The sequence below is a fragment of the Streptomyces sp. NPDC058239 genome (assembly GCF_042882185.1).
Lineage (GTDB): Bacteria > Actinomycetota > Actinomycetes > Streptomycetales > Streptomycetaceae > Streptomyces.
Genome location: NZ_JBHVWS010000001.1, coordinates 224,997 through 245,824, shown reverse-complemented (window position 1 = coordinate 245,824; position 20,828 = coordinate 224,997). Strand labels below are relative to the sequence as shown.

Here is a 20,828-nt window from a genome sequence, read left to right as displayed (position 1 = left end):
CGGAAGAAGCAACAGAAGCTGAGGGAGGGCACCACCATGCGCCGCAGAGCCAGCCTCGTACTCCTGGCCTTCGCCGTCTTCTTCGCCGCCATGTCGCCACTGCTGCGCTGGTACGCCTTCCCGAGGCTGGCGAAGATCCCGCCCAGCCAGTACCAGGAGACGGTGCTGGAGGCGAAGCCCGCCACCCTCCTCGACTACAACGACAACATGAAGGTCAAGCAGGTCCCCAAGGTCACCATCGTGCAGACCCTCAAGGGCAATGTGGAGGAGTCCGAGAAGATCGAGCGCAGCTCCGGCCGCGACGTCGTCGTCTGGGACTCCCTCAGCTACGTCGCCGACCCGAACGGCAAGATGGTCTCCGAGATCCCCGAGCGCTACATCTTCGACGCACACAGCCAGGCCCCCGTCCACGCCACCGGCGAATCGGTCGACGGCGACCCGGTCAGGCGCGAGGGCATCGAGTTCAAGTGGCCCTTCCTCACCCAGAAGCGCGACTACGAGTACTTCGACGCCCAGACCCGTACGAGCTCGCCCATCCACTACAAGGGCACCCGCACCTTCCACGGCATGGACGTCTACTACTTCGAGCAGACCATCCCCTGGACCAAGGTCCCGATGCCGAAGAAGATGCCCATCAAGGGCGTCACCGCGGAACAGGTCGCCAAGACGGGCATGACCCGCTGGTACACCACCAAGCGGATGTTCTGGGTCGACCCGGTCACCGGAGCGCCCGTCAACGGCGAGGAGATCCACAAGGAGGAGCTGCGCAACGCCAAGGCGATGGGCATGTCCCAGGACACCGTCACCGCGTTCGCCGGGCATGTGAAGATGCGCGAGGACTACGTCGATTCGATCGTCGCCCTGGTCAAGTCCCAGCGCGTGCTGGTCCTGCTGCTCACCTCCTACCTGCCCTGGGGCTTCGTCGTCCTCGGCGCCGGCCTGCTCGCGCTCGCCCTGTGGCTGGAGGCGCGCTCCCGGCGCCCGGACGGCGAACGGCCCGACGGGGCACCGGCTCCCGACCCGGACCCGGAACCTACTCCCGCCTGAGCCGCGCCTTCGTGAACCGGGTCGCCTCCACCGTCGTGGGGTCCTGTGGCCACGGATGCTTCGGATAGCGGCCGCGCAGCTCCGCCCGCACGGCCCGGTAGCCGTCCCGCCAGAACGACGCCAGATCCGCGGTGACGGCCGCGGGACGGCCGGCGGGGGAGAGGAGATGGACCAGCACCGGCACCCCGGCCACCCTCGGGGTCTCCTGCAGGCCGAACAGCTCCTGGAGCTTCACCGCGAGTACGGGCTGCGCCCCGCCGTACTCCACCCTGATACGGGAGCCGCTCGGCACCTCGATCCGCTCCGGCGCCAGCTCGTCCAGCCGGGCCGCCTCACCGGTCGCCCACGGCAGCAGCCGCCGCAACGCCTGCCCCGCGTCGATCCGCGCGAGACCGGAGCGCCGCCGGGCCCGTGACAACTCGGGCTCCAGCCACTGATCGGTACGGTCCAGCAGTGCACCGTCCGACACGTCCGGCCAGGGCGCGCCCAACGTCCGGTGCAGAAAGGCGAGCCGCTCCCGCAACTGCTCGGTCTCACGCGTCCAGCGCAGCAGCCCGAGCCCTTCGCGCCGCAGACCCTCGATCAGCGCCTCGCGCACCAGTTCGGGCACCGGCTCCTTCAGCGGGCGCACCGACAGCTCGACGGCACCCAGCCGCTCCACCCTGCGGGCCACCACATCGCCGTCGGCCCAGCGGACCTCCTCGCCCGCGAACCGCAGATGCCCGGCGGCCGTCCGCGCCGTGTCCTCGTCGATGACGGCGGCGAGCCGCACCCGCGCGGACGCCGCGTGCGCGGGCCGGTCGGCGACCGCGATCGCCAGCCACGGGGCGCTGCGCAGCCCCGACCCGTCCCGCAGCTCCGCACCCGTGCCCGACACCATCAGGAACGCACCCTCGCCCCGGGCCCGCGCCACCCGCTCCGGGAACGCCAGCGCAGCCACCAGGCCGACGGCTCCATCGTCCGGACCGGAACCCCCGCCCACGTCCTCGACCGACGAGGACAGCCGCCGGACCTCCTGCCGCCAACGCGCCGCATAGCCGTCCCCGCCCCGCCGGGCGGTACGCAGCGCGGCCGCCAGATCATCCCCGTATTCGCGCGGCGGCTCCTCGCTCAGCAGCGCCACGACCTCGGCCGCCCGGCGGCCGCCCACCTCGGCAGCGCCGTCCAGCAGGGCCCGCGCCAGCCGCGGATGCAGGCCGAGCCGTGACATCCGTACGCCCCGGTCGGTCACCCGCCCGTCGGCGTCCACCGCGCCGACTGCCGTCAGCACCTCGCGCGCCGCGCCCATCGCACCTGCGGGAGGCGGATCGAGCAGCGCCAGCCCCGACGCGTCCGGATCGCCCCAGCACGCTGCCTGCAACGCGAACGCCGCCAGATCCGCGACCTTGATCTCCGGGGACGGGAACCGCGCCAGCCGCCCGTCCTCCGCCTGCTCCCAGCACCGGTACACCGCCCCCGGCGCCTCACGCCCGGCCCGGCCCGCCCGCTGCCGCCCCGCCGCCTGCGACGCCCGTACCGTCGTCAGCGCGCTCAGCCCCCTCGCGTGATCGGTACGCGGCTCCCTGGCCAGCCCCGAGTCGACCACGACCCGCACCCCGGGCACTGTCAGGGACGACTCCGCCACCGAGGTCGCCAGCACCACCCGCCGACTGTCGGACGACCCGGCCAGCACAGCGTCCTGCACCGCCGCCGGAGCCCGCCCGTGCACCTGGAGCACCTCGGCGGCCACCCCCGCCAGCTGCCCCGCGACCCGCCCGATCTCGCCGACACCGGGCAGGAAACAGAGCACATCGCCCTGCCGTTCGGCGAGCGCCCGGCGCACCGTCGAGGCGACATGCGTCAGCAGCGCCGGATCGACCCGCATCCCGTGCGGCGGCCGCACCGGCCCGGCGGGCGGGGCCCACACCACCTCCACCGGATGCGAAACACCCTGCGCCTCCACCACCGGAGCGTCGCCCAGCAGCCGTGCCCAGCCCTCCGCGTCCGTCGTCGCGGACGCGGCGACCAGCCGCAGATCGGGCCGGATCGCCTCCCGCACATCGAGAAGGAACGCGGCGACCGTGTCCGCGTCCAGATGCCGCTCATGGCACTCGTCGATGATCACCGCATCGACCCCGGCCAGCTCCTGGTCGCGCTGCAGCCGCTGGAGCAGCACCCCGGTGGTCACCACCTCCACCACGGTGCGGGGGCCCACCACCCGCTCCCCGCGGACCGTGAAGCCCACCCGCCCGCCGGCCTGCTCACCGATGAGCCACGCCATGCGGCGCGCCGCTGCCCGTGCCGCGATGCGCCGCGGCTCGGCGACCACCACCCTGCGCACCGGGCCACCACCGGTCAGACCGGCCAGGACCAGCGGTACGAGGGTCGTCTTGCCGGTGCCGGGCGGCGCGCACAGCACCGCGACACCGCGGTCGTCGAGGGCCCGCTCCAGGGCGGGCACAGCGGTGCGTACGGGCAACTGGTCCAGGGCGTCGGTACGGATCACGCTCCCAGTCTCGTACGAGGCACCGGGGCTCCCGTACCCCGAGACCGGTACCAGGACCTCCGTATCAGTCCCGGACGCAGACGAAGATCGCCGTCCCCGGGATCAGGTTGCCGCGCAGCGGGGACCAACCGCCCCACTCCTGGTTGTTCCAGGCGGGCCACTCCGGTTCGACGAGATCGACCAGCCGGAATCCGCCGGCCACCACGTCCCGCACCCGGTCGCCCAGCGTCCGGTGGTGCTCGACGTACACGGCATTGCCCTGCTCGTCCTGCTCGACATAGGGAGTGCGGTCGAAGTACGAGGACGCGACTGAGAGGCCCTCGGGGCCCGGCTCGTCCGGGAACGCCCAGCGGACCGGATGCGTCACCGAGAAGACCCAGCGGCCCCCGGGGCGCAGCACCCGGTGCACCTCGCGGAACACCTGCACGGGATCGGCGACGAACGGCACCGCGCCGTAGGCGGAGCAAGCCAGGTCGAAGGAGCCGTCCCGGAACGGCAGCACCCCGGCATCCGCCTCCACCAGAGGGACCTCGTCGCCGATCCGCAGTGCGTGCTGCAGCTGCCGGTGCGAGAGGTCCAGGGCCACCGGGCGGGCGCCCTTGGAGGCCAGCCAGCGCGAGCACTGCGCCGCGCCCGCACCGATCTCCAGGATGTCGAGGCCCTTCAGTGACTCGGCGGGGCCGAGCAGACCGGCCTCGGCCTCGTCGAGCCCCTCCGGGCCCCAGACGAAACGGTCGTCGCCGAGGAAGGAGCCGTGGTCGCTCTGGTACTCGTCGGCGTTCCGGTCCCACCAGCCGCGACTTGCCCGGCTGCTCTCGGCCTCCGACGCGCTGCGGCGGGTCGCTTCGGGTTCGGCCGCGTAGATCTCTTGGCTCATCGTGTCCGTCGTTGTAGTTTGCCTTCACCCCGCCGCACGCGGTGGGCACCCAGGGGCACCCGTGAGTACGGCTCCGTACCCACGGATTATCTCCCGGGGCCGATGTGGCCTCGGAGAACACGAATTGTGCCGGATATGGGCCGTTGTGCCCCCGGTGTGCGCCTTCGCGCATTGACCGTGCCCGGCTGTCCCCGTATGCTACAAGTTGCGCTGCGAGCCTGCGCGCCTCAGACCTAGCAGGCCGCGCTCGCGTCTGTTGTATGTCCCCTCGGTTCACGAGGCGCCTCCCGCCCAGCGGGTTCGGTGTTTCCCGGGCTGTCCGGCTTCTGCAGAGGCGATACGGGCTCCCGGCGTAGCAGTACCTACGACTCACTGTCCGTACCGGAGCCCTTTCCCACATGACGAGCAGCACCGAGACCACCGCCACCACCCCGCAGGTAGCGGTCAACGACATCGGTAACGAGGAAGCCTTCCTCGCCGCGATCGACGAGACGATCAAGTACTTCAACGACGGCGACATCGTCGACGGCGTCATCGTGAAGGTCGACCGGGACGAGGTCCTGCTCGACATCGGTTACAAGACCGAAGGCGTCATCCCCTCCCGCGAGCTTTCGATCAAGCACGACGTCGACCCCAACGAGGTCGTCAAGGTCGGCGACGAGATCGAGGCCCTGGTTCTCCAGAAGGAGGACAAGGAAGGCCGCCTCATCCTGTCCAAGAAGCGCGCTCAGTACGAGCGTGCCTGGGGCACGATCGAGAAGATCAAGGAAGAAGACGGCATCGTCACCGGTACCGTCATCGAGGTCGTCAAGGGTGGTCTCATCCTCGACATCGGCCTCCGTGGCTTCCTGCCGGCCTCCCTTGTCGAGATGCGCCGCGTCCGCGACCTCCAGCCCTACGTGGGCAAGGAGCTCGAGGCCAAGATCATCGAGCTGGACAAGAACCGCAACAACGTGGTCCTGTCCCGCCGTGCCTGGCTGGAGCAGACCCAGAGCGAGGTCCGCCAGACGTTCCTCACGACCCTGCAGAAGGGTCAGGTCCGCTCCGGCGTCGTTTCCTCGATCGTCAACTTCGGTGCGTTCGTGGACCTCGGCGGCGTCGACGGTCTCGTGCACGTCTCCGAGCTGTCCTGGAAGCACATCGACCACCCCTCCGAGGTTGTCGAGGTCGGCCAGGAAGTCACCGTCGAGGTTCTCGACGTCGACATGGACCGCGAGCGCGTCTCGCTGTCGCTCAAGGCGACGCAGGAAGACCCGTGGCAGCAGTTCGCCCGTACGCACCAGATCGGGCAGGTCGTTCCCGGTAAGGTCACCAAGCTCGTTCCGTTCGGTGCGTTCGTGCGCGTCGACGAGGGCATCGAGGGTCTGGTCCACATCTCCGAGCTGGCCGAGCGCCACGTGGAGATCCCGGAGCAGGTCGTCCAGGTCAACGACGAGATCTTCGTCAAGGTCATCGACATCGACCTCGAGCGTCGCCGCATCAGCCTCTCGCTGAAGCAGGCCAACGAGTCCTTCGGTGCCGACCCGGCCTCGGTCGAGTTCGACCCGACCCTGTACGGCATGGCCGCGTCCTACGACGACCAGGGCAACTACATCTACCCCGAGGGCTTCGACCCCGAGACCAACGACTGGCTCGAGGGCTACGAGACCCAGCGCGAGGCGTGGGAGACGCAGTACGCCGAGGCGCAGCAGCGCTTCGAGCAGCACCAGGCCCAGGTCATCAAGTCCCGCGAGGCCGACGAGGCCGCTGCGGCCGAGGGCGCTGCTGCCCCGGCCGGCGGTGCCCCGGCTGCCTCCGGTGGCACCGGTGGCGGCTCGTACTCCTCGGAGTCCGCGGACAACTCCGGCGCCCTGGCGTCGGACGAGGCCCTGGCTGCCCTGCGCGAGAAGCTGGCGGGCGGCCAGAGCTGACGCTCTGTCCCTCCGGCCGGTGATCGGCTGCAGTAGCTGAAAGTGAGGCCCGCTCCCTTCGGGGAGCGGGCCTCACTCGTATCTGCGGCGGGGTTATGGAGTAACGGTGATGTTGGTCAGGCCCTTGCCGCCGGTCACCGTGTTGCTGCTGTAGACGGTGGTCGGGCAGCTCGTGCTGTAGTTGGTCACGTTGAACGCGATCTGCTTGTCGCCCGTGGAGCCGGCCAGGTCCGAGGTGTTGTTGCGGAAAACGGTGCCGCAGCCCCAGCCGCTCTGCTGGGTGTGGGTCTCGTAGCCGTTGTTGGTCGTACGGGAGCCCTTGTTGCCCTCGACCAGGACGTCGTTTCCCTTCACGTCGACCCAGGAGTCGTCGTAGTTGGCGCCGGTCAGCCCGCTGCCGTCGAAGGTGTTGCCGATGATCTGCGCCCCGGTGGTGCCCTCCTTGATGTCGATGTTCTCGCCGCCGACCCCCGGTCCGATCGTGTTGTTCAGGATCTGGACCTGGTCGCTCCTGTCGGTGAGATCGCCCGCCGTGCCGACATAGACGCCCTCGCCCATGCCGCGGCCGTCGTGCCCGGTGTCGTAGATCCGCGAGTTCTTGATGACGCCGTTCTTGCTGGACTTGCGGAAGTGGACGCCCTCCATGTCCAGATCGTGCACGGTCACCGAATCGATCACGACCCCGGTGGCGGTGTCGGCCATGATGCCCTTCTGGCCGCCGGTGACGGTGATGCCCTGGACGGTCCAGTAGGAGGCGCCGTTGAGGTGGAGTCCGTAGCCGCCGCCGGCCGTGAGGACCGCCTTGGCGGATCCGGTGAGGGTGATCCGGGCGGAGGCGGTGCCGGGGACGGTCGCCTTGAAGTTGCCGGTGTAGATGCCGTCGGCCAGGTGGATCGTGTCGCCGGGGGCTGCGGCGGTGAGGGCTGACTTGAGCTGGGCGGCGGTGCTCACATCGATGGCCGTCGCCGCGTCCGCGGCGGTGGCGGAGGCGAGGGCGAGGCTGCCGGCGGCGAGCGCGGTGGCCAGCAGGGCGGGGAGCAGCGTGCGGGTACGCATGGGGGTGCCTTCCCGTCGAAGGAGTTCGAGAGTTCTCGTACGTGAACTTGGGGCGAGTCTCTGAACGTGCTGCCCAGTGACGGTAGGGGTGAGGTGTGGCCATGTCAAGGTCTGGACCATTGTTCATGGCGGCGCCGGGTGGGGTGAACAGAGGGAAACGTGCGGGATACACGAGTAACTGACGGCCCGTAACACACCCTTGCCAGGATCCCGGCAACCTCAAGATCCGAAGGGGAGCCGGGACATGACACACACTTCGCACAACTCGCCCGTGATGCCGGGCGCGAGCCGCCGCACGTTTCTGCGCAATGTAGGGATCACGGGTGGCGCGGGCGCGATGTTCGCGACCATGGGGGCCCTCGGCCTCGCCCCCACAGCCCAGGCGGCAAGCCGCGAACCCGCCTTTTACGCACCCAGCAGAAGTGACTTCACGCTGAAGGGGAAGGCTGCGGCCGAGGTCGTGATCGTCGGCGGCGGCATCGCCGGACTCACCACCGCGTACGAACTGGGCAAGGCGGGCTACGACTGTACGATCCTGGAGGCCCGGAGCCGTACGGGCGGCCGCAACTTCACCGTACGCGGCGGCGATTCCACCACCGACACCTACGGCAACCAGCAGACCGCGCACTTCAGTGACGGGCAGTACATGAACGCGGGGCCCGGTCGGATCCCGCAGTGGATGGTCACCCTCGACTACTGTCGCGAACTCGACGTCCCCATCGAGGTGTTCACCAACGTGAACGCCAATGCCTATATCTTCAACGAGAAGGCCGGCATGAAGGCCCCGGTGCGCTATCGAACCGCCAAGGCCGACGTGTACGGCTATGTTGCCGAACTCCTCTCCAAGGCCAATGACATGGGGGCGCTCGACCGTCGGATCACTGCGGAGGACCAGGAACGACTCCTGGAGTTCCTCAAGGACTTCGGTGACATCGGTGACTCCCTCGCCTACACCGGCAGCCCCCGGCGCGGCTACCGCATCGACCCCGCGGCCGCCGGCACCCCCGGTGAGGAGCTCGGCTCCGTGCCCTCCGCCTCCGAGGTGTTCGCGAGCGGCGTCGGCCGGTACTTCGCCTTCGAGTTCGAGTACGACCAGGCGATGCTGATGTTCCAGCCGGTCGGAGGCATGGACCGGATACCCGCCGCGCTCACCCGGGCGATAGGCGAGCGCAGGATCCGCACCGGCGCGGCCGTCACCGAGATCACCGACACGGCTCACGGCGTCACCGTCACCTACACCCAGTCGGGCCGCACCCGCAGCATCGAAGCGGACTACTGCATCGCCGCACTGCCGCCCAACATTCTGGCCAAGACCGCCCACAACCTCGGCCCGGCCGTCCAGAGCGCCCTGGAGGCCTGCAAGCCGTCCTCGGCCGGCAAGATCGGGCTGGAGTACAAGAGCCGCTGGTGGGAGAGCGACCACCGGATCTACGGCGGCATCACGGAGACGGACATGGACCTGTCCCACATCTGGTACCCGTCCTACGGCCACCAAGGCAAGCGCGGCACCATCATCGGGTACTACAACACCGGCTCCAACGCCGACGCGTACGCCGCTCTCACCCCGCGCGACAGGGAGGCACGGGCCATCGCCCAGGGCGTGAAGATCCACGGTGACAAGTACCGTACGGAGCTCGCCACGGCGTTCTCCCACCACTGGCGGCAGACCCCGTACCTGGAGGCCTCCTGGCACTCCCTGTCGGGAGGCCCCGACGCGCCGGCCTTCGCACCGCTCAACCAGGCCGCCGGACGCGTCTACTTCGCCGGTGACTATCTGAGCTACGCGGACGCCTGGCAGCACGGCGCGTTCACGTCCGCGCGGAAGGCGGTGACGGCGTTGCACACCCGCGTTCTGGCATGAAACGCCGGGTGAGGGGGCACGGTCCGGGAATGCCCGTGCCCCGCCGGGCGTTCTTCTCCAAGAACACGAGGAGGAGCGGTAACCGTGCCTGATCCGCAGAGTTTGTACGAATGGGAGCCGAAGGGACTGGCCGTCGTCGACATGGCGCTCGCCCAGGAGTCGGCCGGCCTGGTCATGCTCTATCACTTCGACGGATACATCGATGCGGGTGAGACCGGTGAGCAGATCGTCGACGGCCTGCTCGAAACGCTGCCGCACCAGGTCGTTGCCAGCTTCGACCACGACCGGCTCGTCGACTACCGCGCACGGCGCCCGCTGCTGACCTTCCGGCGCGACCGCTGGGCGGCCTACGAGACCCCGACGATTGACGTACGGGTCGTCCAGGACGCCACCGGAGCACCCTTTCTGCTGCTTTCCGGGCCAGAGCCGGACGTGGAGTGGGAGCGCTTCGCCGCCGCCATCGAACAGATCGTCGAACGCCTCGGTGTCCGCCTCGCGGTGAACTTCCACGGCATCCCGATGGGCGTACCGCACACCCGCCCCGTCGGCATCACCCCGCACGGCAACCGCACGGATCTCATGCCCGGCCACCGCAGCCCGTTCGACGAGGCGCAGGTGCCCGGCTCCGCCGAGGCACTGGTGGAGTACCGGCTGATGGAGGCCGGACACGACGTCCTCGGTGTCGCCGCCCATGTGCCGCACTACGTCGCCCGCTCCGCCTACCCGGACGCGGCGCTCACCGCCCTGGAGTCGATCACGGCCGCGACCGGTCTGGTCCTGCCGACCGTCGCCCATGCGCTGCGGACGGAGGCTCACCGCACCCAGACGGAGATCGACCGGCAGATCGACCAGGGCGACGAGGAGCTCGTCTCGCTCGTGGAGGGCCTTGAGCACCAGTACGACGCGGTCGCGGGCTCCGAGACCCGGGGCAACCTGGTCGCCGAGCCGGTCGACCTGCCGTCCGCCGACGAGATCGGTCTCGAATTCGAGCGATTCCTCGCGGAGCGCGAGGGGGACGCCTGACCGGCCGCGCCCGTCACCCCTCGTACTAGGCTGCGCGGCATGCTGAAAGTGGGTCTGACCGGTGGGATCGGCGCCGGCAAGAGTGAAGTGTCACGGCTGCTCGTCGGATACGGAGCCGTGCTGATCGATGCGGACCGGATCGCCCGGGAGGTCGTGGAGCCGGGGACCCCCGGTCTCGCGGCCGTCGTCGATGCGTTCGGTGCCGGCATCCTCACCGCCGACGGCACCCTGGACCGGCCGAAGCTCGGCTCGATCGTCTTCTCCGACGCCGACCGGCTCGCCACCCTCAACGCGATCGTCCACCCGCTGGTAGGCGCCCGCTCCGCCGAGCTGGAGCGGGCCGCGGGCCCCGACTCGGTCGTCGTCCATGACGTTCCCCTCCTCACCGAGAACGGTCTCGCGCCGCTCTACGACCTGGTCGTCGTCGTGGACGCCAGTCCCGGGACCCAGCTCGACCGGCTCGTGCGGCTGCGCGGCATGACCGAGTCCGAGGCCCGCGCCCGCATGGCCGCGCAGGCCACCCGGGAACAGCGGCGTGCCGTGGCCGATCTGATCGTCGACAACGACGGACCGCTGGAGGAACTGGAGCCGCAGGTCCGCAAGGTCTGGTCGGAGCTGACCCAACGGGCCGCGGTCGGCTGATCTCCGGATCGGAATACCGGACGGCGGCCGGACGTTGAGAACCCGGTAGTGAAGGGAAGGATGCGATCGTGCCCGAGAGGACCCCGGAAACCGACGTCATCGACTTCCGCGCGGCCGAACACCTGTTGGCGGCGCGCGACCCCCGGGGCGCGGTCAAGCTCCTGGACTCGGTGATCGCGTCCCATCCGGAGAACACGGCCGCCCGGTTGCTGCGGGCCCGTGCCTTCTTCGCCGCCGCGCAACTGCGCCCTGCCGAGCTCGAATTCGAACTCGTCCTGGAACGCGAACCGGACAACGCCTTCGCGCACTTCGCGCTCGCCCGCACCTTCGAGCGCTCCGGCCGCTCCGACCGGGCCGCCCGCCACTTCCGGCTGGCCGCCGCACTCGATCCGAACCCGGAGTATCTGAACGCGGCCCGCTTCCGTACAGAGTGACGACCGCTGCCGGGCCCGGGCGTGCGCCGCAGCTCGTCCCGGCCCCGGCGCGTCCGCGTCAGTGCCCGTACCTGCCGCGTCCGCCGTGGTCGGGTTCGTACGGCGGGATATTGCGTCCCGGCTGGTAGTGCGGGCCCTGGTGGATGTGGTGGACGATCACCACGATGTCCACGAGGACCAGCAGGAGCAGCAGACCGCAGGCCGCGGCCCAGCCCGGGCGGTCGGTCAGCGTGAACGCAGCCAGGCCGAAGACGGCCCAGGCCAGCCCCCATAGACTCAGACAGAGCCGCAGCCGCAGAGGACTGCGTGCAGTCGTCGGTTCATTACCAGTACGCATGGCGATCGCCTCTCCTACCAGGATGGACCCGCGACGGTGTTTTGGGACATGTCGGCATGGGATCGGATTGAGGGGATCGTGCGTGAACGGCACATCGTGGGGGGACCGTACCGGCCGCAGGGCGAGGGTCCGGGGCTGTCTGCTGGGCGGGGCGGTCGGGGACGCCCTGGGGAACCCGGTGGAGTTCCTTTCGCTCGCCGGTATCCGTCGCGCGCACGGTGAACACGGTGTGCAAGGACTTGTCGCGGACGAGGAGGGGGTCGTCGGACGTGTCACGGACGATACGCAGATGACCCTGTTCACGGCCGAAGGGCTGATCAGGGCCCATTCCCGGGCGATGTCGAAGGGTATCGGCGGAGCCGAGATCGGGATCGTGCGGAACGCCTATCTGCGCTGGCTGGACACCCAGAACCACCCCACTCCGCCGGCCGGCGGAGCCGACAACCCGGTACGGACCGGCTGGCTCAGACAGCAGCCCTGGCTGTACGCGCGCCGGGCCCCCGGCAATGCCTGCCTGACGGGGCTCGCGACCGGCCACGTCCCGGAACCGACGGGGCGGCTCGGTGAGCCCGGTCCCGTCAACACCGGGTCCAAGGGCTGCGGCACGGTGATGCGGTCCGCCCCCTTCGGACTGGTGGGGGAGGACGCCCAGGTGGGCTTCCGGCTCGCCTACTGGTGCGCGCAGATCACCCACGGCCACCCGACCGGTGCGTATGCGGCCGGGGCATTCGCCGCGATCGTCGCCCATCTTCTGGACGGCGACTCGATGGCGGGTGCGGTGCTGCGGGCCATGGAACTGCTGGGCCGCCACCCGGGGCACGAGGAGACGACGGCGGCGCTGCGCGCGGCCGTCGACCTGGCCGCCGAGGGCGAGCCGAGGGCCGAGAAGGTGGAGAAGCTCGGCGCGGGCTGGGTCGCCGAGGAGGCCCTTGCCATCGCCGTGTACTGCGCCCTCGTGCTGCCGGGTGCCGATCAGGTGGCCCAGTCGCTGCTGCTCTCGGTCAACCACTCGGGCGACAGCGACTCCACCGGTGCGGTCTGTGGCAATCTGCTCGGCGCGCGCCACGGGGACGTACACCTTCCGCCGTCCTGGCTGGTGGCGACCGAAGGGCGAGCGGTGATCACCGAGGTGGCCGACGATCTGTGCGTGGAGTTCGAGCACGCCGTCGTGTGGCCGGCCGACCGATACCCGGCGTACTGACGGCCGGCCCGTACATTGCGCACCGACGACCTGTCGGCGCGTCACCGCCGCCCTGGTCGCCTGTCGCTCGGTGTGACGGGAAGACTGCGTGTCAGGAACGGCCATCGGCGTCCGTTCGTTCGGCTCTACATGAGCGGACGACTGGTGCGTGAGGGATATTCAGGGACGGGCCCCGGCGCGATCACGCCGGACGGCTGCGCGGTCGAACTGTACAGACGGCTGTCCGTCGGCGAGGAACCGGAGGTGATCGCGGCGGCCGTACCCGCCGGGGCAAGCATTCTGGAACTGGGCTGCGGGGCGGGCCGGGTGACCCATCCGCTGATCGAGCGAGGCTTCGACGTCACCGCCGTGGACGAGTCGGCACAGATGCTGGAGCACATCCGCGGCGCCCGCACCGTACAGAGCCCCATCGAGTCGCTGGACCTCGGTGACGAGACGTTCGACGTGGTGATGCTGGCGTCGTTCCTCGTGCACGCGAGCGAGCACCGGGTGCGTGACGGGATGCTGCGTGCCTGCCGGCGCCACGTCAAGGACGGCGGGGTCGTACTCATCCAGCGCGAGGGCGCCGACTACCACACCGACCTGCCGCGGGAACGGGTCGATCCGGGCGGCTGCACCGTACGGATCGTCTCGGCCGAGCCCGTGGGGGACGGGGTGAACTCGGTGCATGCCGAGTACCTCTTCGACGATGCGCGATGGACCCAGACATTCCTGGCGCGGGAGCTGTCGAAGGAGCAGTTCGAGGGGTACCTGGACGCGGCGGGTCTGACCGTCGACCGGTATCTCACGGATGACGGGGTCTGGGTTCGGGCCCTTCCGAAGTAGCTCCTCGGAGCGAAGGAGATCCGCGGTCCGGGAAGCGATGAGTTCCGGACCGCGGACCGGTCTATCTCTTCGTGGGCAACACCATGCGAAGCTTTCCCGAGGAGACCCTGATGTCCGAGCGCACACCGGTCCGGAGCACCCCCGCTGCCGCCCTTGCCACCTCTTCCGACAATCGAGCAGGCGGTCGCAGCCGCGGGGCCGTTGCGCTGACCGCCGCACGCGTCGTACTTGCCCTGTTCTTCGGGTTCAGCGCATTCGCCAAGCTGATCGCCCATGAGACGGCGATCGAGTCCTTCGACCGGATGGGCTGGAACCAGGCCGCGATGTACACCATCGGAGGGCTGGAGATGGCAGGGGCCATTGCCCTGTTGATCCCGGTCCTGGCAGGAGTGGCGGCCATGGCCTTCTGCGGACTGATGGCCGGCGCCTCCATCGTCCAACTGACGCTGCTCGACCGGGTGAACGCGATCATGCCGGCGCTGCTCATCGTGCTGCTCGTCCTGATTGCCCGGGAGCGGCGGGCGCGTACGGCGGAACTGGTCGCGCTCGTCCGAAGGCGTGCGTAGCGGCTATGGAGCGGCTCTCGTCCACGTCGGCAGCTCGGTGCCGGGCCGCCGACGTGGACGGCGGTAGCCGACGGCGTGTACTCCACGGTCGAAGGAGGTTCGGTGGAAGCCGAGTTGGCGGCATCGGTGGCAACGGCGCTCGTGCAGCACATGGTGGCCGATTCCTGGGGCCAGGTGCGCGAACGGCTGGTGGCCTTCTTCGCGCGGAACGGAGCGACGACCGAGGAAGAGGCGGTGGTGACCGGCGAGTTGGAGGCCTCGCGCGGTGAGCTGACCGCCGCGCGGGACGAGGGCGACGACCCGCCGGCCGGGGACGTCGAGGCCGAATGGCGCGCACGGCTGCGCCGCAGGCTCGCCGCGGATCCGCAGGCGGCGGACGAGCTCCGCGCCACCCTCACCGAGTCGGCACCCGCGGGCGACGTGCACAACACGATCAGCGGGACGCCCGGCATCGGCGGCCCGGTGATCCAGGCCGCCGAGACCGGCTCCATCAACTTCGGCACCGAGCGCCGGCGGACACCCTTCAGCGGCTTTCCGCTCCGCGTGCGGCCGGTCAGTGGACCGTGCTGAAACTGCGCCACGGCAGGGCGCCCGCCCCGTTGACGTCACTGAACGTGGTCGCGAGGTACGTCGTACCCGGACCGGTGCAGTTGGGTGTGCGGTACAGAATGATGTCGATCAGGGTGCCATTACTCACTTCCTTGGCGCCGGCGGGAGCAAGCGGGTGGCAGCCTTTCACCGAAGGGCTGTTCACCATGATCACGGCGTCCCGCTCGGTCGTGTAGATGATCGGCCCGACCGCGGTCCGGCCGAGGCCGGAACAGCCTGCGACGGTGAGGGTCAGGAGCGCGGTCCCGGCTGCGATGCCGAGACGGCGGCGCCGGTGATCGATCACGGGCATGGGCGGGTCCTCGTCTGTCTCGTCCGGCTCATCCGTCAGCACGGCGTACGCCACAGCCGCATGCGCCACGGAGAACGTGCTGACGCTGGTCACCTTGCCTGCTCCCCGGTGGCCCGGCATCCGGTGCGCGGCCGGCCGGGCGACAGTCGTACCGGGTGAGCCTCGGATCTATGTTCATATCGGTTGATACTGGGCATACCGTGGTAATAGCGATTGATTTCGGTGTTTCAGATGTTTCCGGCGTTCAGGGGGCCGTCATGGTCCAGGAGCTCGTAATCGCAATAGTGGGGGCGGCCTCGGCGGGCGCGCTGTACACGGCGGCGGCGGCCAAGGTCGTCAAGCAGTACGAGCGGGGCGTCGTACTGAGGCTCGGCAGGCTCCGTGATGATGTGCGAGGGCCCGGTTTCACCATGGTGCTCCCCGGCATCGAGCGGCTGCGCAAGGTCAATATGCAGATCGTGACGATGCCGGTGCCCGCCCAGGACGGAATCACCCGGGACAACGTGACGGTGCGGGTGGACGCGGTCATCTACTTCAAGGTGGTCGATGCGGCGAGTGCCGTGATCCAGGTGGAGGACTACCGGTTCGCGGTGTCGCAGATGGCACAGACCTCACTGCGGTCGATCATCGGCAAGAGCGATCTGGATGATCTGCTGTCCAACCGCGAGAAGCTGAATCAGGGCCTTGAGCTCATGATCGACAGCCCAGCGGTCGGGTGGGGTGTGCAGATCGACCGGGTGGAGATCAAGGACGTTTCGCTGCCGGAGACGATGAAACGCTCCATGGCCCGTCAGGCCGAGGCCGACCGTGAGCGGCGAGCCCGCGTCATCAACGCGGACGCCGAGCTTCAGGCCTCCAAGAAACTCGCCGAGGCGGCGAAGGAGATGTCCTCCCAGCCGGCCGCGCTCCAGCTGCGCCTGCTGCAGACGGTGGTTGCGGTCGCGGCCGAGAAGAACTCCACGCTGGTGCTCCCGTTCCCGGTGGAGCTGCTCCGCTTCCTGGAGCGGGCGCAGCAGCCCGGGCAGCAGCAGGTGACGCAGCCGCAGCAGACCGTGCGGCCGCCGCAGCAGCCCGCACAGGCACAGCGCCCCGCACAGGCGCAGCCGCAGCCGTCCGTGGCGCCCGCGCCCCCTCCCGCTTCCGCGCCCGCTGTCCCCGCGGGCACGGCGCCCGCGCGGCCCCCTCGCCCGAAGCCGCTCGCCAGGCACTGAGCCGAACCGCGCCGTTCCCTGCCCCCGGGCCGGTCCAGTCGGCCCGTCGGCAAGGCAGTATCAAGGCCTGTATCGCATCTGACCTGCTGGAATGCGGGTGCGCGACCGGCTGTCAGACCCCCCGCCTAGACTCGCAGGAGTCATAAGGATCAAGACGATCAAGAGGATCAGGGCGGGACGGGAGGGGGGACCGATGACCACGGCACAACATCAGCTGGACGCGTCCGCTGCCCGCCTCCTGAGCTGTGCCGCTGTCTTCCTGCCCGCATCGCTGCCGCGGGACGGGCGCGTCGCCTTCTGGGATCCCGACGGCGGCCCCCTCCCGGAGCCGGGTGACTCCGCGGACTCCGAGGACTGGACACCCGGTCCGACCTCGACAGAGATCACCGTCGTCCGTCGGCATGGACAACAGGACGGCGCCCGTCGGCGTACGGTGCCCGCCGTCCTGCTGCCCGTGACCGATGCCCTGCCACTGCTGGCCCGCGCCCGGCACCAGCAGTCCGCCCACCCCGCCACCCGCTGCTGGGGTGCCGCCGCACTCCAGGCGCTCAACCTGGTGGCGCGCGGCAGGCTGCTCCCCGGCCTGACGGGCGACGACCACGACGCCTGGCGGGCCGGACCGCGCGACGCCGAGGACATCGCCCATCTCCGGGCGATCGCGGCCGCCATGCCGGTCGAGGGGCACGCGGTGCCGCTCCCGGATCGCACACCACTTCAAGTCCCCGACCCGGAGTGGCTGATCGGGGCGTTCCTCGACGCGGTTGCCGATGCCCTGCCCCGTACACCCGCCGCGGCGTACGCGATGGGTGCGGCCTTTGCAGCCCGTGAGGCCCAGCATCTGCCAGGAGCCCGCGACTGGGCCGTCGAGGTCGCGGCCGGGCTCGATGCGGGCGTACGGGTCTCGCTGCGTCTCGACCTGTCGGCGTACGAACTCTTCGACACGGCCGATACGTACGACACCCCCGACGCCTCCGACGACGACTGGGCCTCCGGTACGGCCGCGGATGCCCGTCCCGGCGCCGCGCGGCACGCCGCCGCGGCCATCACCCAGGTGCACAGCCTGGCCGACCCGACCTATGTTGTCGACGCCGCCGCACTGTGGCTCGGCGGGGTGGGGGAGCCGTTCGGCCCGCGGGCCAGGATCGACGCAGTGCTCGCACTGCGCCGCGCCGCCCGTGTCTGGGCACCGCTGGAGCGGTTGCTGGACCAGCCGGTGCCCGACGTGCTCGCACTCGAAGAGGACGAGTTGTACGAGCTGCTGGGCGACGCCGGAGCCCGGCTGGCCGCGGCCGGGGTGAGCGTCCACTGGCCCAGGGAGCTCGTCCGTTCCCTCACCGCCGCAGCCGTCGTGCGACCCGCTCCCGGCTCGGCCACCGACGGCACCTCGTTCTTCGACGCCGAGCAGCTCTTCGCCTTCAACTGGCAGTTGTCGCTGGGCGAAGAGCAGCTCACCGAGGCGGAGATGGACGTTCTCGCGGAAGCCCACCGGCCGGTGGTGCGCCTGCGGGACCAGTGGGTCGTCGTCGACCCAGCGCTCGTACGCAAGGCGCGCAAGCGGGAGCTCGGCCTGCTCGATCCGGTCGACGCCCTTGCCGTCGCCCTGACCGGTAGCGCCGAGGTCGACGGCGAACAGGTCGAAGCGGTGCCCGTCGGAGCGCTGGCCGCACTCCGTACCCGCATCACCGCCGACGACACCACCATCGCCCCACCGCCCGGCCTGGACGCCACGCTCCGCGACTACCAACTGCGCGGCCTCGCCTGGCTGGACCGGATGACCTCACTCGGCCTCGGCGGCTGCCTCGCCGACGACATGGGCCTGGGCAAGACGATCACCCTCATCGCCCTCCATCTGCACCGTGCCCACCCCGCGCCCACCCTGGTGATCTGCCCCGCCTCCCTCCTGGGCAACTGGCACCGGGAGATCAACCGCTTCGCCCCCGGCGTGCCCGTGCGCCGCTTCCACGGCACCGACCGCACACTCGACGAACCCGACGGCGGCTTCGTCCTGACCACATACGGCACGATGCGTTCGAGCGCGGCGCAACTCGCCGGCCACACCTGGGGACTGATCGTCGCCGACGAGGCCCAGCACGTGAAGAACCCGCACTCCTCCACGGCGAAGGCGCTGCGCACCATCCCGGCCCCGGCCAGAGTCGCCCTCACCGGCACCCCCGTGGAGAACAACCTCTCCGAGCTGTGGGCCCTGCTCGACTGGACCACCCCCGGACTGCTCGGCCCCCTCAAGGCGTTCCGGGCCCGGCACGCCCGTATCGTCGAGAACACCGGGACGGCTGCCGGGCTCGCCAACGACGAAGCGGTCGAGCGGCTTTCCCGGCTGGTCCGGCCCTTTCTCCTGCGCCGGAAGAAGTCGGACCCGGGCATCGCCCCCGAGCTGCCGTCCAAGACGGAGACCGACCACCCCGTCTTCCTCACCCGTGAGCAGGCCACGCTCTACGAGGCTGCGGTCCGCGAGACGATGGCGTTCATCGAAGCCTCGGAAGGCATCGCCCGCCGCGGTCTGATCATGAAGCTGCTGGCCTCGCTCAAGCAGATCTGCAACCACCCCGCGCAGTATCTGAAGGAAGAACCGACCCGCCTCGTCGGCCGTTCGGGAAAGCTCGCCCTGCTCGACGAGCTCCTCGACACGATCCTCGCCGAGGACGGCTCCGTCCTCGTCTTCACCCAGTACGTGACGATGGCCCGGCTCCTCTCCGCCCACCTCGCCTCGCGCGCCATCCCCTCTCAACTCCTGCACGGCGGCACGCCGGTGGCCGAGCGGGAACGGATGGTGGACCGCTTCCAGTCAGGCGAGGTCCCGGTCTTCCTGCTCTCCCTCAAGGCGGCGGGCACCGGACTGAATCTCACCAGGGCCGCCCACGTCATCCACTACGACCGCTGGTGGAACCCGGCCGTCGAGGAACAGGCCACGGACCGGGCGTACCGCATCGGCCAGACGCAACCCGTGCAGGTCCACCGGCTGATCGCGGAAGGCACGGTCGAGGACCGGATCGCCGAGCTGCTGCGGGCCAAGCGGGTCCTGGCCGACGCGGTCCTCGGCGCCGGCGAGACCGCGCTGACCGAGCTCAGCGATCGTGACCTGGCCGATCTCGTCTCGCTCCGGAGGCCGTCATGAGCCCCCGTCCCCGGCCCCATTCGTACGCCCGCCCCGAGCCCCGTCCCGTCGCACGCTCGCGCCCCGGCCCCGACGATCTGCGGCGCACCTTCGAGGCCGTGCCGCCCCGCACGTCCGACGGCGACGAACCCTTCGCGGACAGCTGGTGGGGCCGCGCCTGGGTGGCCGCCCTGGAGTCCCTGTCGATGGACGAGGGACGGCTCTCCCGCGGCCGTACGTACGCCGACAGCGGCAAGGTCGCTGCGATCACCGTCACCCCCGGACGGGTCGTCGCCTACGTGCACGGCAGCCGCCCCCGCCCCTACCGCGCCGAGCTGCGTCTGCGCTCGCTCACCGACGCCGACTGGGACACGTTCCTGGACGCGGTCGCCGCCCGCCCCGGTCACCTCGCCTCGCTGCTCACCAAGGAGATGCCGCACTCGCTGGTCGACACGGCGGCCGAGGCCGGTGTCGGACTGCTGCCCGCCGCGGGCGATCTCGACCCCGGCTGCTCCTGTCCCGACCACGGCTGGCCCTGCAAACATGTGGCCGCCCTCTGCTACCAGATGGCCCGTCTCCTGGACGCCGACCCGTTCGTCCTTCTGCTGCTGCGCGGCAGGGGCGAGCGCGAACTCCTCGAAGAGCTGGGCCGTCGTAACGCCGCACACTCCGCCCGGGAACGCCCCACGGCCCCTGCCACCCCGTCCGTACCGGCCCGCGAAGCCCTCGCCGACCGTTACCTCCCGCCCCTCCCCGCCCCGCTCCCGGTCCTGCCGCATCCCGGGCAGCCACCCTCGTACCCGAGCCTGCCCGGCGCCCGCGACCCTCTCGCCCTCGACCACCTCGCCACGGATGCGGCGTCCCGTGCACACACGCTCCTCACCACCGGCCTGGACCCGCTCGCCGGCCTCACCTCCTGGCAGGACGCGGTACGGCTGGCCGCGTCCCGCCCCACCGCCGGACTCACCGCAACCACCCGCGCCCTCTACCGCGAGCTGGCGTACGCCACCGGCCGCACCCCCACCGACCTGGCCCGAGCCGTCGCGGCCTGGCGCCAGGGCGGCGCCGAAGGACTGGCCGTTCTCGAAACACCCTGGGATCCTCCGGCCGGCCCCTTCGACCGCGCCCGCCCCGCGCTCGCAGCCGCCGACTTCCCCCGCTTCCAACCCTGGCGCAACCACCTCACGCACCCCAGCGGCACACTTCAGCTCCGCTTCGGCCACGACGGCCGTTGGTACGGCTACGAATCCGAGCCGGGCGAGGACGACTGGTGGCCCCGCGCCACCCCGGACTCCGACCCGGTGGGCGCACTCATGGAACTCAGCGGAGGCTGACCCCCG

General features: G+C 70.4%; 18 protein-coding genes. 13 read left to right on the top strand and 5 right to left on the bottom strand.

Features of this window, described 5'->3' with window-relative positions; all coding sequences use genetic code 11:
- Positions 1 to 36: 36 nt before the first annotated feature.
- The gene (locus tag ACFVYE_RS01165) at positions 37 to 1,047 is read left to right on the top strand and encodes a DUF3068 domain-containing protein (RefSeq protein WP_383967333.1); all 1,011 of its coding nucleotides are present in this window, start codon (positions 37 to 39) and stop codon (positions 1,045 to 1,047) included.
- On the opposite strand, the gene hrpB is transcribed toward ACFVYE_RS01165, so the two are convergent.
- Positions 1,034 to 3,532, bottom strand: a complete 2,499-nt coding sequence (hrpB, locus tag ACFVYE_RS01160; protein WP_389603498.1) for an ATP-dependent helicase HrpB — start codon at positions 3,530 to 3,532, stop codon at positions 1,034 to 1,036. The two genes, ACFVYE_RS01165 and hrpB, sit on opposite strands and share 14 nt — an antisense overlap.
- A 64-nt stretch (positions 3,533 to 3,596) precedes the next feature.
- Positions 3,597 to 4,409 carry a class I SAM-dependent methyltransferase gene (locus ACFVYE_RS01155; protein WP_383967328.1) on the bottom strand — a complete coding sequence of 271 codons (813 nt, stop codon included), beginning with the start codon at positions 4,407 to 4,409 and terminating at the stop codon, positions 3,597 to 3,599.
- Positions 4,410 to 4,807: 398 nt separating this feature from the next.
- On the opposite strand from ACFVYE_RS01155, the gene rpsA reads away from it, so the two are divergent.
- The gene (gene rpsA / locus ACFVYE_RS01150; RefSeq protein WP_365464810.1) at positions 4,808 to 6,319 is read left to right on the top strand and encodes a 30S ribosomal protein S1; all 1,512 of its coding nucleotides are present in this window, start codon (positions 4,808 to 4,810) and stop codon (positions 6,317 to 6,319) included.
- 93 nt (positions 6,320 to 6,412) lie between these two features.
- Here rpsA and ACFVYE_RS01145 read toward each other — a convergent pair whose 3' ends face one another.
- Positions 6,413 to 7,375 carry a right-handed parallel beta-helix repeat-containing protein gene (locus tag ACFVYE_RS01145; RefSeq protein ID WP_383967325.1) on the bottom strand — a complete coding sequence of 321 codons (963 nt, stop codon included), beginning with the start codon at positions 7,373 to 7,375 and terminating at the stop codon, positions 6,413 to 6,415.
- 244 nt (positions 7,376 to 7,619) lie between these two features.
- Here ACFVYE_RS01145 and ACFVYE_RS01140 point away from each other — a divergent pair, with 244 nt between their 5' ends.
- From ACFVYE_RS01140 to ACFVYE_RS01125, 4 genes are all read left to right on the top strand, one after another.
- Entirely contained in the window at positions 7,620 to 9,236 is a 1,617-nt protein-coding gene (locus ACFVYE_RS01140) for a flavin monoamine oxidase family protein (RefSeq protein ID WP_389603495.1), read from the top strand.
- A gap of 84 nt (positions 9,237 to 9,320) precedes the next feature.
- Positions 9,321 to 10,259 carry a PAC2 family protein gene (locus tag ACFVYE_RS01135; protein ID WP_389603493.1) on the top strand — a complete coding sequence of 313 codons (939 nt, stop codon included), beginning with the start codon at positions 9,321 to 9,323 and terminating at the stop codon, positions 10,257 to 10,259.
- 39 nt (positions 10,260 to 10,298) lie between these two features.
- Positions 10,299 to 10,901, top strand: a complete 603-nt coding sequence (gene coaE / locus ACFVYE_RS01130; RefSeq protein ID WP_383967317.1) for a dephospho-CoA kinase — start codon at positions 10,299 to 10,301, stop codon at positions 10,899 to 10,901.
- 68 nt (positions 10,902 to 10,969) lie between these two features.
- A complete protein-coding gene (locus ACFVYE_RS01125; RefSeq protein WP_383967314.1) occupies positions 10,970 to 11,335 on the top strand; it encodes a tetratricopeptide repeat protein in 366 nt (121 codons plus the stop codon).
- Between the two features lie 58 nt (positions 11,336 to 11,393).
- Here the strand turns inward: ACFVYE_RS01125 and ACFVYE_RS01120 are convergent, their stop codons facing one another.
- On the bottom strand, positions 11,394 to 11,672 hold the full coding sequence (locus ACFVYE_RS01120; RefSeq protein WP_383967311.1) for a DUF6343 family protein: 279 nt from the start codon (positions 11,670 to 11,672) through the stop codon (positions 11,394 to 11,396).
- A gap of 82 nt (positions 11,673 to 11,754) precedes the next feature.
- Here ACFVYE_RS01120 and ACFVYE_RS01115 point away from each other — a divergent pair, with 82 nt between their 5' ends.
- The 4 genes from ACFVYE_RS01115 to ACFVYE_RS01100 all read left to right on the top strand — a co-directional run bounded on the left by ACFVYE_RS01115 (position 11,755) and on the right by ACFVYE_RS01100 (position 14,834).
- Positions 11,755 to 12,873, top strand: a complete 1,119-nt coding sequence (locus ACFVYE_RS01115) for an ADP-ribosylglycohydrolase family protein (protein ID WP_389603490.1) — start codon at positions 11,755 to 11,757, stop codon at positions 12,871 to 12,873.
- Between the two features lie 129 nt (positions 12,874 to 13,002).
- On the top strand, positions 13,003 to 13,698 hold the full coding sequence (locus ACFVYE_RS01110; RefSeq protein ID WP_383967305.1) for a class I SAM-dependent methyltransferase: 696 nt from the start codon (positions 13,003 to 13,005) through the stop codon (positions 13,696 to 13,698).
- 110 nt (positions 13,699 to 13,808) lie between these two features.
- On the top strand, positions 13,809 to 14,264 hold the full coding sequence (locus tag ACFVYE_RS01105) for a DoxX family protein (RefSeq protein WP_383967302.1): 456 nt from the start codon (positions 13,809 to 13,811) through the stop codon (positions 14,262 to 14,264).
- Between the two features lie 102 nt (positions 14,265 to 14,366).
- Positions 14,367 to 14,834, top strand: a complete 468-nt coding sequence (locus ACFVYE_RS01100; protein ID WP_389603487.1) for a hypothetical protein — start codon at positions 14,367 to 14,369, stop codon at positions 14,832 to 14,834.
- Here the strand turns inward: ACFVYE_RS01100 and ACFVYE_RS01095 are convergent.
- The gene (locus ACFVYE_RS01095) at positions 14,818 to 15,165 is read right to left on the bottom strand and encodes a hypothetical protein (RefSeq protein WP_383967338.1); all 348 of its coding nucleotides are present in this window, start codon (positions 15,163 to 15,165) and stop codon (positions 14,818 to 14,820) included. The genes ACFVYE_RS01100 and ACFVYE_RS01095 overlap by 17 nt on opposite strands.
- Positions 15,166 to 15,422: 257 nt before the next feature.
- Here ACFVYE_RS01095 and ACFVYE_RS01090 point away from each other — a divergent pair, with 257 nt between their 5' ends.
- The 3 genes from ACFVYE_RS01090 (at position 15,423) to ACFVYE_RS01080 (ending at position 20,822) form a co-directional block, all read left to right on the top strand.
- Positions 15,423 to 16,376, top strand: coding sequence for a slipin family protein (locus tag ACFVYE_RS01090; protein ID WP_389603485.1), 954 nt, complete (start codon positions 15,423 to 15,425; stop codon positions 16,374 to 16,376).
- 193 nt (positions 16,377 to 16,569) lie between these two features.
- On the top strand, positions 16,570 to 19,509 hold the full coding sequence (locus tag ACFVYE_RS01085; RefSeq protein ID WP_389603483.1) for a DEAD/DEAH box helicase: 2,940 nt from the start codon (positions 16,570 to 16,572) through the stop codon (positions 19,507 to 19,509).
- Positions 19,506 to 20,822 (top strand): SWIM zinc finger family protein, encoded by a 1,317-nt coding sequence (locus ACFVYE_RS01080; RefSeq protein ID WP_389603481.1) that lies wholly within the window; start codon positions 19,506 to 19,508, stop codon positions 20,820 to 20,822. The genes ACFVYE_RS01085 and ACFVYE_RS01080 overlap by 4 nt, the downstream gene beginning before the upstream one ends.
- Positions 20,823 to 20,828 lie beyond the last annotated feature (6 nt).